The organism is Novosphingobium sp., from assembly GCF_027531025.1.
In the GTDB taxonomy this organism is placed as follows: domain Bacteria; phylum Pseudomonadota; class Alphaproteobacteria; order Sphingomonadales; family Sphingomonadaceae; genus Novosphingobium.
The window spans coordinates 297,741-312,305 of the sequence record NZ_JAPZQX010000002.1; the positions used below are offsets into that span (position 1 = coordinate 297,741).

The following is a 14,565-nucleotide window of genomic DNA, read 5'->3' on the forward strand; positions in this document are numbered from 1 at the left end:
GCCTGCTATGGGGTACCTGGCACGGCCCCCTAACGAACGAAGGAAAGACCCATGCGTCACAAGCTTGGTGGGCGTAAGCTCAACCGCACTTCCAGCCACCGCAAGGCGCTGCTGCGCAACATGTCGGCGGCTCTGATCAAGCACGAACAGATCACCACCACGCTGCCCAAGGCCCGCGAACTGCGTCCCTACCTGGAAAAGCTGATCACGCTGGCGAAGCGCGGCGGCCTGTCGAACCGTCGTCTGGCCCATGCCCGCCTGCTCGACGAAGCGCAGGAAAAGAAGCTGTTCGAAGTCCTGGCCGCGCGTTACGCCGACCGTCAGGGCGGCTACACCCGCGTGCTCAAGGCCGGCATCCGCGCTTCGGACGCCGCCCCGCTCGCGGTGATCGAACTGGTTGACCGCGATCCGGCCGCGAAGGGCCAGGATTCGGGTCCGGTGATGATCGACGAAGACGCCGAATAAGTCTTACCCGCGACCTTTGGTCCGGTTGAAAAGGCGGGGGTGACTGTTAAGGTCGTCTCCGCCTTTCTCGTTGAGGGCGCTCTAGTCTTTTCGGAGAACCGCATGTCGCGCCGCGTTCCGGCCATCCTGGCCGCTGCCCTGCTTTCCACCGTCGCTGCCCCGCTGATTGCCGAGAAAATGACCCTGGCCTATCCGGATACCCGCCAGACCGATCTGGTCGAGGAGCAGTTTGGCGAGAAGGTTGCCGATCCCTATCGCTGGCTCGAGAACGATGTCCGCACCGACAGCGAAGTGGCCGGCTGGGTGGCACGGCAGAATGCGGTGACGCAGCAGTACCTGGCGAAGTTGCCGCAGCGGGACTGGTTCGCCCAGCGCATCCGCGGCCTGCTCGATTACGAACGCTTCGGTCTGCCCCGCAAGGCCGGGCAGTACTACTTCTACATGCGCAATTCGGGCTTGCAGAACCAGTCGCAGCTGTTCGTGCGCAAGGGGCTGAACGGCACGCCCCGGCTGCTGATCGATCCCAATGCCTGGGCCAAGGACGGGGCGACCGCGCTCGACGCCTGGGTACCGTCGGATAACGGCAAATTGCTGGCCTATTCGATCCAGGATGGAGGATCGGACTGGCGCACGATCAAGGTGCTGGACACCACGACCGGCAAGGACCTGGGTGACGGGGTGAAGTGGGCGAAGTTCACCGGCATCGCCTGGGTGGGCAACGAGGGTTTCCTCTATTCGCGCTTCCCGGAACCCAAGCCGGGTGACGAGTTCCAGTCGCTCAACAAGAACCAGGCGATCTATTTCCACCGGATCGGCACCAGCCAGGCCGAGGACCAAATGGTCTATTCGACGCCCAACGATCCGGACCTTGGCCATTCGGCCGAAGTCACCCACGATAACCGCTGGGTGGTGATCACCACGGCCAAGGGCACCGACAGCCGTTATGCCATCCACGTGATGCCGCTGGGCAAGGATCGCAAGTGGCAGGCGCAGACCCTGATCGGTGGGCTGGACCATGCCTGGAACCTGATCGAGGGGATCGGCGACACGCTGTACTTCGTGACCAACAAGGACGCGCCGAAAATGAAGGTGGTGAAGTTCGATCTTCGTAAGAAGACCGCGCTTTACCGTACCGAGTGCGAAAGCCCGGCCAAGCCGGATGACGTGTGCATGGAGCCGCGGCCCGAGCCGGTCGACGTGATTCCCGAACGGGCTGAAACGCTCGACCGGGCGCAGATCGTCGGCAACCGCCTCGTCTTGGCCTACCTCAAGGATGCCAAGTCCGTGGCTGAGGTGCGCTCGCTTGATGGCAAGCCGGTGCAGCAGATCACGCTGAACGCGATCGGCACCGCTTCGGGCTTCACAGGGCGCCCCGGCGATCCGGAAACCTTCTATGCCTTTTCCAGCTTCAACCAGCCAACCGGGATCTTCCGGTTCGATGCCAGCACCGGCAAGAGCACGCCCTTCGCCCTGCCGAAGCTGACCTTCAATCCCGCCGACTACGCGATCGAGCAGCGCTTCTATACCTCGAAGGATGGCACGCGGGTGCCGATGTTCGTGGTGCGCAAGAAGGCCGTGGCCGATGCCCGCAAGGCCGTGCCGACGCTGCTCTATGGCTATGGCGGGTTCGATATCGCGCTGACCCCGGGGTTCTCGGCGGTGCGGATGGCCTGGCTTGAGGCGGGCGGTGCCTTTGCGCTCGCCAACCTGCGCGGCGGCGGCGAATACGGCAAGGCCTGGCATGATGCCGGGCGCCTGGGCAACAAGCAGAACGTGTTCGACGATTTCATCGCCGCGGGCGAATTCCTGATTGCCGAAGGGATCACCCCCAAGGGAGGCCTGTCGATCCAGGGCGGCTCCAACGGCGGTCTGCTGGTTGGTGCAGTGGTCAACCAGCGGCCGGACCTGTTCGTTGCCGCCAATCCGGCGGTGGGCGTGATGGACATGCTGCGCTTCGATCGTTTCACCGCCGGGCGGTACTGGGTCGATGACTATGGCTATCCCAGCAACGAGGGCGATTGGCGCGTGCTGCGGTCCTATTCGCCCTATCACAACATCAAGGTGGGCGTGGACTATCCGGCCGTGCTGGTGACCACGGCAGATACCGATGACCGCGTCGTGCCGGGCCACTCGTTCAAGTACACGGCGGCGCTGCAGGCGGCCAAGGCCGGCAGCAAGCCGCACCTGATCCGGATCGAAACCCGCGCCGGACACGGATCGGGCAAGCCGACCGACAAGGTGGTGGCCGAGAATGCCGATGTCCTGGCCTTCCTTGCGCAATGGAGTGGCTTGTCCGTTCAGAAAAGCGAATAGCTTTATGAACAGAAGCTAACCGAGGGGTTCAGCTTCATGCCACGGCCGAATCGCTAATCCTTCACTCGACGCCGGGCTATTCCGCCGGGCAAGAGTGAAGGATGAAGACGATGAAGACCCGCTCCACAGCACTGGCCAAGGGTACCATTGCCAGCCTTGCCGCTGGCGCGCTGGCGCTTTCCTCAGCCACCCCGGCCTTTGCCGATCGCCGCGACAACGATGGCGTCAGCGCTGGTGACATCATTGCCGGGGCCCTGGTGATTGGCGGCATCGCGGCAGTCGCCGCTGCTGCCAGCCGTGATGACGGCTATGATCGCGACTATCGCAATGACCGCGATTACCGCTACGGTCGGGCGGGTTACGGCTATGATCGTGGCTATGGCTATGATCGCGACCGTTCATGGCGTGGCAGCCCGCGTCGGGCGATTGAACAGTGCGTCTATGCCGCCGAACGCGATGCCGGCCGCTACTCCTATGGGCGCGCTGATGTGACCGACATCCGCCAGATCCGCGAAACCCGCTGGGGTTACGAGGTGCGCGGCCGGATTGCCGTCAACACGCTTGGGCGCGACTGGCGCCGGGGCGATGGCTACTACGGCCGCGGTTGGGGCGGTGACTATCGCGGCTGGAATGCCGGCCTGCGCGGTTACGACAGCGGCTCGTTCAAGTGCAAGATCGAGCGCGGCCGGGTCGTCGATCTCGACTACAGCGGCATCCGCGGCCTCTAGGCTGTCCACTAGGCGAAGGGCGGTTCAGGCGAGAGCAAGACTGGGCCGCCTAGCGCATGGTTCAACGGGGCTCACCGCGAGTCCCTCGCGATGGGATTCCTGCCAATGACCGGCAAGTTCAAGCGTGGCGCCGCAGCCCTGGCACTGGTTGCCTCCTTCTCGATGGCCGCAAGCCCGGCCCTGGCCAGAGGCTGGGGTGGTGGCTGGGGCCATCATCGCAACCATGATCGGATCGACGGCGGCGATATCCTCGCCGGGATCCTGATCATCGGCGGGATTGCCGCCATCGCCAGCGCCGCCAGCAAGGCCAAGAAGGAACGCGAGCAGCTGCCGCGCGACTATCCCGACGAACCCTATCGCGAGGACCGCAGCGACTATGGCCGCAGCGATGATCGTCCGGAATGGCGCGAGGGCAGCGGGATCGACATGGCGGTCAATCGCTGCATCGACGAGGTCAATCGCGGACGCGAACGGGTTGGCGAAGTCGAAAGCGTCAATCGTGACGCCGATGGTTGGCGCGTCAGCGGTACCACCACCGGCCGTGGCAATTTCAGTTGCACGATCGACCGCGACGGGCGGATCCGCAACGTCAACATCGACGGGCAGGCAATCTGACCTGGGCTAAGGCTGCGCCTGGCTGGTGACGCCCAGCCCCAGGGCAATCGCGCTCATCAGGTCGCGGCCAAAGGCCTTGGCCAGGCGGCTTTCCGCCACGGCATTGAAGGCGTGGATCGCGCCGGGATAGACATGCAGTTCAACCGGAACGCCAGCCGCGATCAGGCGGCGGGCATAGGCCAGATCCTCATCCAGGAACAGGTCGAGGCTGCCCGTGCCAATCCAGGTTGGCGGTAATCTGGCGAGGTCTTCGGCCAGAGCCGGAGAGTACCAGCCCTTGCATGCATCATCCGCCCGGTAATCTCCGCGCAGTGCCGCCCAGCCGAATTGGTTGGCCGCCGCCGTCCAGACGAATTCGCCGGTCACCGGATTGCCATAGGGGCAGTCCGGCCCGCCGGTGCGATGATCGAGCATCGGATAGGTCAGGAACTGCCCGGCGAGGGGCGGCCCCTTGCGATCGCGCGCCATCAGCGCGACTGCCGCAGCCAGCCCGCCACCGGCGCTTTCGCCCGTCACGCCGATCCGCTGCCGGTCGAGGCCCAGTTCATCCGCATGTTCCGCCAGCCAGCACAGCGCGGCGTAACAGTCTTCCTGCGGGGCGGGGAAGGGGTGCTCGGGCGCCAGCCGGTATTCGACCGAGACCACCGGGATGCCCAGCGACCGGGCCATGTTGGCCGGGCCAAGCTGCATCGCCCGCGCCGACCCCATGATCATGCCGCCACCATGGATGTGGAGTAGCGCGGCGCGGTTGTCCGTGCCCGGCGCTGGATCGTAAATGAACAGCTCCAGCGGTGCGCCGGGCCCGGCGATTGTCTCAATCCGGGGTGCCAGCGGCGGATTGCCGAGAAAGGCATAGCGCGCGTTGCTGGCCTGGCGCAGCTCGGGCAGGTCGACCTGCGCAAAATCGATGCCGGGCATCAGGTCGAGCAGCGGCAGCAGCTCCGGATCGACAAGATGGCGGGTCATGCCAGTACTATTGCAGGCTGGTCTTCGGGAACATCCAGCGCTGCGACAGGCGCGGTTCGAACGGCTGCCATTCACCCTCCGGCTGCAGCAGCCGGTCGACAATCGCGATCACCGCGCTGGGGTTGAAGCCCAGGCCACAATGGCTGGCCAGCACTTCGATGTTTTCGGTGTGTGGATGAACGCAACGCTTCTGGACCGAGCCGCGCCAGTGCACCACGCCATCGGTCTTGGTCAGGATCGAGGTGGTGGGGACGGGCGGCGCGCGGTGCAGATCGGTGAACCGGCCATGACGGATCGGTTCGGGATCCTTGCCGTTGAGGTATTCGAACAGCCGCGCGGCATTGGTATGGCGGCGATCATCCGAGATCGGGCTGCCGAGCGAAATCACCAGGCGCACCGCCTCGGGATGGGCCTTGGCCAGTTCGCGGGCAAAGACACCGCCCAGGCTCCACCCCACGATCGAGACCTTGCGACCCGTTTCGCGGTGGATCCGCAGCAGCATCGATTCCATCTCGTGCACGCGGGGCGCATCGATCCGCACGTTGCGCCCCATGCCCCAGCCGCGTGCGTCAAAGCCCAGTTGCTTGAGCAGGCGGCGCAGCGGCGCGGTGGAAGAATCCGAGGCCAGAAACCCCGGCAGGACCAGCACGGGGTGGCCATCGCCCTTGGGCAGGTTGGAAAGATAGGGCCGCACGGCATAGAAGGCCGCCAGTTCCAGCAGGGCGCGCGGTTCGGCGAAGGCCAGGAAACGCGAGGGTGGGCGGGCATGGCTCGGCTGCGGAAATGCGGCGCTGGCTGCGGTCATTTAGTGGCGATCCTCTGCGATTATTGCTGCCGGCTTCTTGGCGGCCGGTCTGGCAATTTAATGTTTCTTGGCCTTGGTGGCTGATTTGGCTGTTGTCTTGGTCTTGCCGGTGGCCTTGGGTTTGGCAACTGCGGCTTTGGTCCGGGCTGCGGGCTTTGCGGCTGATTTTGGCGCTGGCTTTGCCTTTGGCGCGGCCTTGGGAGTTGCCTTTGCCCGCGCGGCGCGATGCTCCGGCGCATTCGCAGCAGCCTCGCGCAGCTCGTTGAAGCTGTCTTCAATGCACTGGGCGTAGAATTCGGGATCGGGCAGCAGCTTCCGGCAAGCAGTGAAGGCGATCGTCGCCTCCTTCACATAGCTTTGCACCACGTGGCCGAGGCCCAATCCGTCAGTTAGGCACAACAGGCCCATCATGCTTTCGAGCCGCGCCCCGGCCGAATAGATCGGCACCGGCGGCCCTGGTACATTGGTGACGACCGTGGTGAAGGGCAGGGCGACCCGGTTGGCCAGGCCAAGGCGGGTATAGGCCTGGGCGGCGAGGGCCAGGAACAGCGCCGGGCTGACCTTGCTCATCTCGGTCATGTTGCGCGCGCCCAGCGCGTCGGTCATAGCCTTGGAATTGGTGGTCTGCGAATAGACGTATTCCAGCCGTTCCAGCGGGTCTTCGATATGGGTCCCGAGCGGCGCGATCATCGCGGCCACCTGGTTGCCCATGTCGCCCTTCTCGTCCTTCCCGCGCACCGAGATCGGGGCCATGGCGGTCAGCGTCTTGTCCGGCAGGTCGTCCTTGGCCTCAAGGTACTTGCGCATGGCCCCGCCGATGATCGTCAGGAACACGTCGTTGACCTTGGCGCCGGGCACCGCTTCGCGGATCGCCTTGACCGCCGCCAGCGGGACCGACCGCCCCTCGACCACGCGGTTGGCGGAAATCACCTGGTTGAAGCGGGTACGCGGGGCCAGCATCTCGCCATGCAGGGCGAAATCCTTGGTCGCGAGGCCCTTCACCGCGCGGGCGAGGCCAGGCACGGCCTTGGCCGCAACTTCCAGCTGGCGGACCGGGTTGGCCACGGCATTGAGCCATGACCGCGCGACCAGCGAGGCCGGGCTGGGAACCTGCTCGGGCTGCCAGGTGTCGGGCGTTTCCAGCGGCGGCGCATTCGGGACCAGGGTATGCAGGGCTTCGAGCAGATCGATCCCGCTCATCCCGTCGATCGCCGCATGGTGCACCTTGGTGACCATCGCGTAACTGCCCTTGGGAATGCCGGGAATGTTGTCGAGCCCCTCAATCACGGTAAATTCCCAGGGCGGGCGATTCAGGTCGAGCGGGCGGGCAAAGATCCGCGCTGCCTGGATGCACAGCTGCCGCCAGTCGCCGGGCTTGGGCAGAGCCAGGTGGCGCACGTGGTATTCAAGGTCGAAATCGGGGTCTTCGATCCAATAGGGATAGTCGAGATCGAATGGCACGCGGACCAGCCGTTGACGCACGGTTCGTGACAGCTGCATCCGGCTCTCGAAAAAGCGCAGGATATCCTTGAAACGAACAAAACCGCCGGGCGCCGTTTCCGGGTTGTAAATCAGGATCGAACCGATATGCATCGGCGAATTGCGCGTTTCCATCGCAACGAAAGACGCATCCATCCCCTGAAGTTGGCGCAAACGCAGTCCCCTCCTGCAGTCGGCCCAGATGGGCCTGTCGTTGGGAAGGGAGCCTAACAGACCAAGGGCTTGCGTCAACATTGGCCTTTTGCCTTGCCCACATCGTGCCTATTGGGGGCGCATGGCCCGCGCCGGACGCCCCGACCAACCCCCAACTTCTCCTGGGGCCGCAGAACGCTTCAACGAGGAGCGGGCGACCTATGTGGTCAAGGGCAGTCAGCCGGACCTGGAAGCGGGGGTGGCCGCGATCCGCGAGGTCCAGGCGACGTTGAAGCCCAAGCCGGGCGTCTACCGCATGCTCGATGCCCGCGGCGACGTGCTTTACGTGGGCAAGGCGCGGGCGCTGAAGAACCGTGTCGCCAATTACGTTCAGGTCGAGCGCCTGCCGCTGCGACTGAAGCGGATGGTGGCGCAGACCCGGTCGATGGTGATCGTTACCACCAATTCCGAGGCCGAGGCCCTGCTGCTCGAAGCGCAGCTGATCAAGCGCTATCGCCCGCCGTACAACGTGCTGCTGCGCGATGACAAAAGCTTTCCCTTCATCCTGCTGCGGGCCGATCACGACTTCCCGCGGATCATGAAGCATCGCGGGGCGCGCAAGGCCAAGGGGAACTATTATGGCCCCTTCGCCAGCGCCGGTTCGGTCAACACCACGATTAATGCCCTGCAAAAACTGTTCCTGCTAAGATCTTGCACTGACAGTTTTTTCAGCCGTCGTGACCGACCCTGCTTGCTCTACCAGATCAAGCGCTGTTCGGCGCCTTGCGTCGGTCGGATCGATGCCGCGGGCTATGCCGAACTGATGGGGGAGGCGAAGGACTTCCTCGGTGGCAGGTCCAGCGCGGTGCAGCGCAAGCTGGAAGACCAGATGGCGGCAGCGGCCGGAGCGCTCGATTTCGAGCGGGCGGCGATGCTACGCGACCGGTTGCGGGCGGCGACCTTCATCCAGGGCAGCCAGGCGGTGAATGCCGAAGGGGTTGGCAATGCCGATGTCTTTGCCGTGGCCTGCAAGAGTGGGCACTTCGCGATCCAGGCCTTCTTTATTCGTGGCGGGCAGAACTGGGGGCATCGGGCATTCTTCCCCGGCCATACCGAAGGGCTGGACGAGGCCGAGGTGCTGACCGCCTTCCTGGCCCAGTTCTATGAGGAAGTACCGCCGCCACGGCTGATCCTCGTCGATCGCGATCTGCCCGAGGCGGCCTTGCTGGCTGAGGCCCTGGCCGGTGCGGCGGGCGGCAAGGTCGAGATTTCCGTGCCCCAGCGCGGCGACCGGCGGCGGTTGATGGAGCAGGCCAGCCGCAATGCGATCGAGGCGCTTGACCGGCGGCAGGCCGAAAGCGGCACCAAGGCCCGGCTCAACCGGGATCTCGCCGAATTCCTCGAACTGCCCGAGCCACCGCAGCGGATCGAGGTCTACGACAACAGTCATATCCAGGGCGCGCAGGCGCTGGGGGCGATGATCGTCGCGGGGCCGGATGGGTTCGTGAAGGGCCAGTACCGCAAGTGGAACATCAAGACGGCCCAGACGAACGATGACTTCGCCATGATGCGCGAGGTGTTCCAGCGCCGCTTCGCCCGCGCCCAGGACGAGGACCCCGATCGCGACAGCGGGATGTGGCCCGACCTGGTGCTGATCGATGGCGGCAAGGGACAGATGAGTGCCGCGCGCGATACCTTGGAGGAGCTGGGGATCGAGGACGTGCCCCTGATCGCCATCGCCAAGGGGCCGCACCACGGGCGCGAGGGCCTCGAAGTGTTCCACTTTCCCGACGGGCGGGAGAAGATGCTGCCGGTCAACTCCCCGCTGCTGTTCCACCTTCAGAGGCTGCGCGACGAAGTGCATCGCTTTGCCATCGGCGCGCACCGCGAGAAGCGCAGCCGGGCGATCAGCGCCAGTCCGCTGGACGAGATCCCTGGTATCGGCCCGGCCCGCAAGCGTGCGCTGCTGCTGCATTTCGGCACGGCCAGCAAGGTGCGGGCGGCCAGCCTTGAAGACCTGCAGCGGGCACCTGGTGTCAGCGCGGCGGTGGCCCAGACGGTTTACGATTTCTACCACCCCGGCGGGTAGTCAGCTGGCCACGACCAGGCGATAGCCAAGGTCAAGTTCCTCACGCTCCAGCAAGTGGCCGTGCCGGGCCTGCCAGACCCTACTGGCCAGATCGGCTTCCAGCTGCGCGATCGGCCCCGAAACATCGCCGATCAGGTGGAATGACGACATGGCGGCGCGGAGCTGCGGATCGAGATAAGCTGCCGGTCGCCGCCAGTAGGCGCAGAGGAATCCATCGCGGCAGTCGTGCGGGATCGGGACGGGTTCAACCCTGACCTTGCCCAGAACATCGCCATAAATGTCGAGCGGCGGCATCTTGGCCTCGTCGAGTGCGGTCAGCGCCGGGAGATAGTCATCGGCCAGCCAGAACCCCCGGAACGCCGGGTCATAGGTCAGGATCACGATCGGACCGCGCGCCACCCGCCGCAATTCGGCGAGGCCCCTGCGCTGGTCGGTCCAGTGATGAACGGTCAGCACTGCCATCGCGGCGTCAAAGGACTGATCGGGGAAGGGCAAGGCCTCGGCCACTCCCTGCACCGCCGGAGCGGCCCCGACCGGGCGCTGGCGGATCATCTCCGCCGAAGGTTCCAGCGCCGTTACCTCCCGGCCAACTGGCTCATAGGATCCGGTCCCCGCGCCGACGTTCAGGACCGTCCGCGCGTCACCCAGCGCCGCCCCGATCCGCGCGGCGATGCGCGGATCGGGCTGGCGCATGCGGCCATAGTCGATCCCGATGGTATCGTATGCGGCGGTCAACGCCCCGCTGCCGCCGCCTCGGCATCGATCAGCGCCTGGATCTGGCGGTAGAACGCTGCGCGCGCTTCCGGTTCAGGCCCCAGGATCGCTCGGGGCCAATTCGCGTTGCTGGCGATCACCAGTTTCCGCCGTGGATCGATGAAGATGCCCTGGCCGAAAATTCCCTCCGCTTCCATCGAACCATCTGCATAGGTCCACCATTGGAAGCCATAACCCTTGCCCGGATCGCCAATGTCTTTCTGCTTGGTGGTAGCCTGGGTGAACCAGTCGACCGGCACGATCTGCTGGTTGCCCGCCTTGCCGTTGGCCAGCACGAACAGGCCGAAGCGCGCAAAATCCCGGGTGGAGGCCTGGATGCAGCACCCGGCGATCTCGTGCCCGCTCTGGCCGAGCAGCCAGGTGCCCGGTGCTTCCATCCCGGCCGGCTGCCAGACCTTTTCCTGCAGATACTGGGCCAGTGGCTTCTTGGTGGCCGACGAAACCAGCACGCCGATCAGGTTGGTTTCACCGGTGTTGTAGTGCCAAACCTGCCCCGGCGGGTGGGCGCGCGGCAGCTTGCGCATATAGCTGACCGTCGCATCCATCCCGGCTTCGGGTTTGGCATTGTTGAACTTCGCCACATCGGCGTTCGGGTCTTCGTAATCCTCGTTCCACTTCACACCGGAACTCATGGTCAGCAGCTCGCGAACCGAGACATCGTCGTAAGCCGAACCGCGCAGGCCGGGGATGTACTGGCTGACCTTGTCATCCAGGCTCTTGATATAGCCATCCTGGATTGCCGCCCCGACCAGGGTGGAAGTGAACGACTTGGCAACAGAGAAGCTGGTCCAGCGCCCGGTCGCGTCGAAATCGAGGCCATAGCGCTCGAAACGCACCTTGCCGTCTTGCAGGATCACGATCCCTGCCGCGCGCTGCTTGGCGAGGTATTCGTCGATCCCGGGGATCACCAATGGCTTGCCGGCGGGCAGGGGCAGTGGCTTGGCCGCCGGAGCCATGGTGCTGGCCTTGGCCAGCAGCGGCAGGCGGTCCATCGCCCGGAAGGCCGCATCGCGCTGCCCGATCGACCACATCAGCACGTCGCGGTCGGTCGGCATGGCGGCAAGCAGCCCACGCGTTTCCTTGTCGAGGCTGGCATACCAGCCACCGGTGCCCGCGAGAGCGATGGCGAGCGCCCCCAAAATGATCGTCCGCTTGCGCATTAGTCTTGTCTCACTCCCGTTCGTTGCCGCTATTGCTTCGGCGTTACCTTGCGGATCATCCCTTCCTGCGCGACGCTGGCCACGAGGCGACCATCGCGCGTGAAGATGCGGCCCCGGTTGAAGCCGCGCCCGCGGTCGCTCCACGGACTGTCGGTCGCGTAAAGCAGCCATTCGTCAGCGCGGAAATCATCATGGAACCAGATCGCGTGATCAAGACTGGCGCTGACCACCTCGCCGCGTGCCCACGACAGGCCGTGAGGCAGCGAACAGGTACCCAGCAAGGTCATGTCGCTGGCATAGGCCAGGATGGCGCGGTGGATCGCCGGATCGTCAGGCAGGGGGGCCACGGTCTTAAACCAGGAATGCGAGCGCGGCGGGGCTGGCTGGGGGTTCATCCAGTGCCGCCCTTCGACCGCGCGCATTTCGACAGGCCGGGGGGTAAGGAAATGGTGGCGGGCCTCAGGCCGGGCCTGTTCGGCATAGCGCCGACGGACATCGACTTCCGGCTCCAGTTCCTCGGGCGGCGGGACATCGGGCATCGGCGCATCACGGTGCGACAGGCCGGCTTGGTGCTTCTGGAACGAGGCGGTCAGGTTCAGGATCGGCCGACCCTGCTGGCTGGCCACGACCCGGCGGTTCGAAAACGAACCACCATCGAAATCGCGCTCAACCCGGTAATCGCTAGGATATTCTTCGCTGCCCCCGCGCAGGAAATAGGCGTGGAGCGAATGGGCTGCGCGGCCTTCTTCAACGGTAGCCTGGGCAGCGTTCAGCGCCTGGGCAATTACTTCTCCGCCAAACACGCGGCCAACGCCGCCTTTCTTGCGGCGGCCGAAGAAGTGGTCTTCGCCATCGGGTTCGACGGTCAGCAGCCGGACAAGACCGGAAACCAGGCGTTCGGGAGAGATATCGGGTTCGTCCATGCGACGCGCTTTGCGGCGCGGGCGGGGCGGCGTCAATCCGGTTTTAAATGCGTACTTAACCCACGCCGCGCAGTTTGCGGATCACCCGCCAGCCCAGCGCCTTGGCCCGGTTGGCATGGGGCCAGCGTCCAGTGCTGCGCGGCTGGATGCCGATACGTCGCAGCACGCTGTTGAAGGCACGGGCATCGGCTTCCGCAAAGGACCACTCAGACCGCCAGGTAATCGAGAGCGAAACCGACGGCTCCGGCCCGTTCCGCACGAAATGCGGCGCCATCACCGGTACGAACAGGGCCTCGCCCGGCTCAAGCGGAAACTCCGTGCCCCTGGCCAGCAGTTCATCGCGCCAGGTCAGCTCGCGCCCGCCGCCGGTGTGATAGGTTTCGTGGACCTCGTCAGGGGCGAAATTGGCGTCCCCGGCGGGGAACTGCGTCATCACCTTGCGGCCCCGGATCTGCAGCAGGATGTTGTGTTCCGGATCGAAGTGATAGGGCGTTACCCCGTTGGGGCTGGTGATGAAGATGAAGCCCTGGGTCTTGAGCATTCGCCCGGTCTTGGCTTCGATCTGCGGCTCGATTTCAGCCAGCAGATCAGCCAGCAGCGCGGCATAGGCGGGGACCTGCTCGATGTTCTTCAATGCCGCCCAGCTCCCGCTTTCCTCTATGTGGCGGATTGTCTCGCCGATTGGCAACGTGGGGGCATTGGGCTTTTCGCTGATCCCGATCGGCAGGTCGGCCTGGTTATATTCCACCGAGGCGCGGGGCAGGGCTTCGGCCAGCTGCGCCAGCGCATCGATCTCCAGTAGCGGGTGACAGCCGAGCGCGTGCGGCAGCTTGTGCGGCACTTCCGGGTAATGCGCGGCAAAGGTGGCCCGCGCGGCCTGGGTGAACACGGTCATGGCTCCGCTCCCGTCACAATCTCGCCCCGTTCCAGCCGAAGCAGGGCCCTGAACAGGCCGCGCCGCACCGGGCCACCCAGGCCCAGCGAATAGCGGCCGATGGCGCGGCGTTCGCGCCAGATATGGTCGATCATGGGGTGATCGGCGGCGGCACAGCTGTCGCACCAGTCTACCTGCGGATCGTCCAGCAGTGAAAGGTTCTCGCGTTGCAGCAGGACACCGGGGGAAAAGCGGGCAAAGCGCTCGTCGAAGGCGGTCTTGTAGGAGAACGCCCCCGGCGGCGTGATGAAGCTGGCCAGCATGGCGATGGGCGCATCGTCCAGCCTCAGGGTCAGTCGTTCCAGCCGTCCGCGCGCTGCGGCGCCATGCAGCGCCTCGCGGAACAAATGCGTGGTGGCCTGGTGCGAGGCGAGGGCCGATCCGGCCCCTCCCTTCCATCCCGAATGTTCCAGCGCCAGGAACTGGTCGATCCAGCCGGACAGGTCGCGATCGTCTCGACGGCGCTCGACCATCAGCTCGCCCAGTTCGCCAAGGCGGTTGAACTGGCGGCGCAGTTCCTTGCGCTTCTTGCCGCTGAGGCTGGCTTCCAGATAGGCTTCGGGCGAGAGCGGAGAGGCCAGCATGGCACGCTCCTCGCGATAGACCAGGCCGAGCGGGCGGTCTTGTGCTGCCGCGATCCCGGCCAGGGCGCGGCACGAGGGGCCATTGGTGGGCAGGTGCGGCAAATGCAGGAAAAGGCCCGTTCCGCCCTGCCGGTCAAGCCACTTCGTCAGCGCGGTCCAGAAGCCTGGTTCCGCGCCTTGTTCGACCAACGGCGCGCCGAGGAAAGCGTTGCCATGCAACCACACGCTCCAATGCGGGAGCAGGCGACCGTAATAGCGGGAAGCCCGATGCAGCGGAACGAGGCCGGCCAGTACGCCATCGCGCTCGAATCGCAGGATCTTGACCGCGCCGGCGGGATCGAACGCCCGCAGTGCGGGCAGCAGGTACCAGCTTTCGAAGAACGGGTTGGGCTCGCTCGCCCTGCGGGCCAGCCCATCCCAGGCGAGGCGCAACTCGGGCGCTTCGAGGCTGCGCCAGTCGCTGGCGATCAGCCGTGTACCGGGCGCGGCAGCGGGCACGACATCGGGCCGTGATTGGACAGACGGAACCAGTGCGGCCGTGCTTGCCAAGAAAAACCCCCGGTTGTGCGCGACGGGA

13 protein-coding genes are annotated in these 14,565 nt (G+C 65.3%); 5 read left to right on the forward strand and 8 right to left on the reverse strand.

Going from position 1 to position 14,565, the window contains the following annotated elements; genetic code table 11:
- Nucleotides 1-51 precede the first annotated feature (51 nt).
- From rplQ to O9281_RS01995, 4 genes are all read left to right on the forward strand, one after another.
- The gene (gene rplQ / locus O9281_RS01980; protein WP_298182195.1) at nt 52-465 is read left to right on the forward strand and encodes a 50S ribosomal protein L17; all 414 of its coding nucleotides are present in this window, start codon (nt 52-54) and stop codon (nt 463-465) included.
- Nucleotides 466-567: 102 nt separating this feature from the next.
- Nucleotides 568-2,778 (forward strand): prolyl oligopeptidase family serine peptidase, encoded by a 2,211-nt coding sequence (locus tag O9281_RS01985; RefSeq protein WP_298182197.1) that lies wholly within the window; start codon nt 568-570, stop codon nt 2,776-2,778.
- Between the two features lie 110 nt (nt 2,779-2,888).
- A complete protein-coding gene (locus tag O9281_RS01990; RefSeq protein ID WP_298182199.1) occupies nt 2,889-3,506 on the forward strand; it encodes a hypothetical protein in 618 nt (205 codons plus the stop codon).
- 105 nt (nt 3,507-3,611) lie between these two features.
- Nucleotides 3,612-4,121 (forward strand): hypothetical protein, encoded by a 510-nt coding sequence (locus tag O9281_RS01995; protein ID WP_298182201.1) that lies wholly within the window; start codon nt 3,612-3,614, stop codon nt 4,119-4,121.
- Between the two features lie 6 nt (nt 4,122-4,127).
- On the opposite strand, the gene O9281_RS02000 is transcribed toward O9281_RS01995, so the two are convergent.
- Genes O9281_RS02000 through O9281_RS02010 form a run of 3 tightly spaced genes read right to left on the reverse strand, consistent with a single transcriptional unit; the run spans nt 4,128 to nt 7,527 of the window.
- Entirely contained in the window at nt 4,128-5,087 is a 960-nt protein-coding gene (locus O9281_RS02000; protein WP_298182203.1) for an alpha/beta hydrolase, read from the reverse strand.
- Between the two features lie 7 nt (nt 5,088-5,094).
- Nucleotides 5,095-5,892 (reverse strand): alpha/beta hydrolase, encoded by a 798-nt coding sequence (locus O9281_RS02005; protein ID WP_298182205.1) that lies wholly within the window; start codon nt 5,890-5,892, stop codon nt 5,095-5,097.
- Nucleotides 5,893-5,949: 57 nt separating this feature from the next.
- The gene (locus O9281_RS02010) at nt 5,950-7,527 is read right to left on the reverse strand and encodes a wax ester/triacylglycerol synthase family O-acyltransferase (protein WP_298182207.1); all 1,578 of its coding nucleotides are present in this window, start codon (nt 7,525-7,527) and stop codon (nt 5,950-5,952) included.
- A 139-nt stretch (nt 7,528-7,666) separates the two neighbouring features.
- Between O9281_RS02010 and uvrC the strand changes: the two genes are divergently transcribed.
- Complete coding sequence (gene uvrC, locus O9281_RS02015; RefSeq protein ID WP_298182209.1) at nt 7,667-9,613, forward strand: excinuclease ABC subunit UvrC; 1,947 nt, start codon at nt 7,667-7,669, stop codon at nt 9,611-9,613.
- Here the strand turns inward: uvrC and O9281_RS02020 are convergent, their stop codons facing one another.
- The 5 genes from O9281_RS02020 to O9281_RS02040 are packed head-to-tail and all read right to left on the reverse strand — an operon-like array spanning nt 9,614 to nt 14,537.
- Entirely contained in the window at nt 9,614-10,348 is a 735-nt protein-coding gene (locus tag O9281_RS02020) for a methyltransferase domain-containing protein (RefSeq protein WP_298182211.1), read from the reverse strand.
- Nucleotides 10,345-11,547 (reverse strand): serine hydrolase, encoded by a 1,203-nt coding sequence (locus O9281_RS02025; RefSeq protein WP_298182213.1) that lies wholly within the window; start codon nt 11,545-11,547, stop codon nt 10,345-10,347. The genes O9281_RS02020 and O9281_RS02025 overlap by 4 nt, the downstream gene beginning before the upstream one ends.
- A gap of 29 nt (nt 11,548-11,576) precedes the next feature.
- A complete protein-coding gene (locus O9281_RS02030; RefSeq protein ID WP_298182215.1) occupies nt 11,577-12,470 on the reverse strand; it encodes an acyl-CoA thioesterase II in 894 nt (297 codons plus the stop codon).
- A gap of 55 nt (nt 12,471-12,525) precedes the next feature.
- The gene (locus O9281_RS02035; protein ID WP_298182216.1) at nt 12,526-13,365 is read right to left on the reverse strand and encodes a cupin-like domain-containing protein; all 840 of its coding nucleotides are present in this window, start codon (nt 13,363-13,365) and stop codon (nt 12,526-12,528) included.
- The gene (locus O9281_RS02040) at nt 13,362-14,537 is read right to left on the reverse strand and encodes a GNAT family N-acetyltransferase (RefSeq protein ID WP_298182218.1); all 1,176 of its coding nucleotides are present in this window, start codon (nt 14,535-14,537) and stop codon (nt 13,362-13,364) included. The genes O9281_RS02035 and O9281_RS02040 overlap by 4 nt, the downstream gene beginning before the upstream one ends.
- Nucleotides 14,538-14,565 lie beyond the last annotated feature (28 nt).

Excerpts from the sequence above, each read along its gene's own strand:
- rplQ (WP_298182195.1), top strand. The coding sequence starts at position 52 with ATGCGTCACAAGCTTGGTGGGCGTAAGCTCAACCGCACTTCCAGCCAC.
- O9281_RS01985 (WP_298182197.1), top strand. The coding sequence starts at position 568 with ATGTCGCGCCGCGTTCCGGCCATCCTGGCCGCTGCCCTGCTTTCCACC.
- O9281_RS01990 (WP_298182199.1), top strand. The coding sequence starts at position 2,889 with ATGAAGACCCGCTCCACAGCACTGGCCAAGGGTACCATTGCCAGCCTT.
- O9281_RS01995 (WP_298182201.1), top strand. The coding sequence starts at position 3,612 with ATGACCGGCAAGTTCAAGCGTGGCGCCGCAGCCCTGGCACTGGTTGCC.
- O9281_RS02000 (WP_298182203.1), bottom strand. The coding sequence starts at position 5,087 with ATGACCCGCCATCTTGTCGATCCGGAGCTGCTGCCGCTGCTCGACCTG.
- O9281_RS02005 (WP_298182205.1), bottom strand. The coding sequence starts at position 5,892 with ATGACCGCAGCCAGCGCCGCATTTCCGCAGCCGAGCCATGCCCGCCCA.
- O9281_RS02010 (WP_298182207.1), bottom strand. The coding sequence starts at position 7,527 with ATGGATGCGTCTTTCGTTGCGATGGAAACGCGCAATTCGCCGATGCAT.
- uvrC (WP_298182209.1), top strand. The coding sequence starts at position 7,667 with ATGGCCCGCGCCGGACGCCCCGACCAACCCCCAACTTCTCCTGGGGCC.
- O9281_RS02025 (WP_298182213.1), bottom strand. The coding sequence starts at position 11,547 with ATGCGCAAGCGGACGATCATTTTGGGGGCGCTCGCCATCGCTCTCGCG.
- O9281_RS02030 (WP_298182215.1), bottom strand. The coding sequence starts at position 12,470 with ATGGACGAACCCGATATCTCTCCCGAACGCCTGGTTTCCGGTCTTGTC.
- O9281_RS02035 (WP_298182216.1), bottom strand. The coding sequence starts at position 13,365 with ATGACCGTGTTCACCCAGGCCGCGCGGGCCACCTTTGCCGCGCATTAC.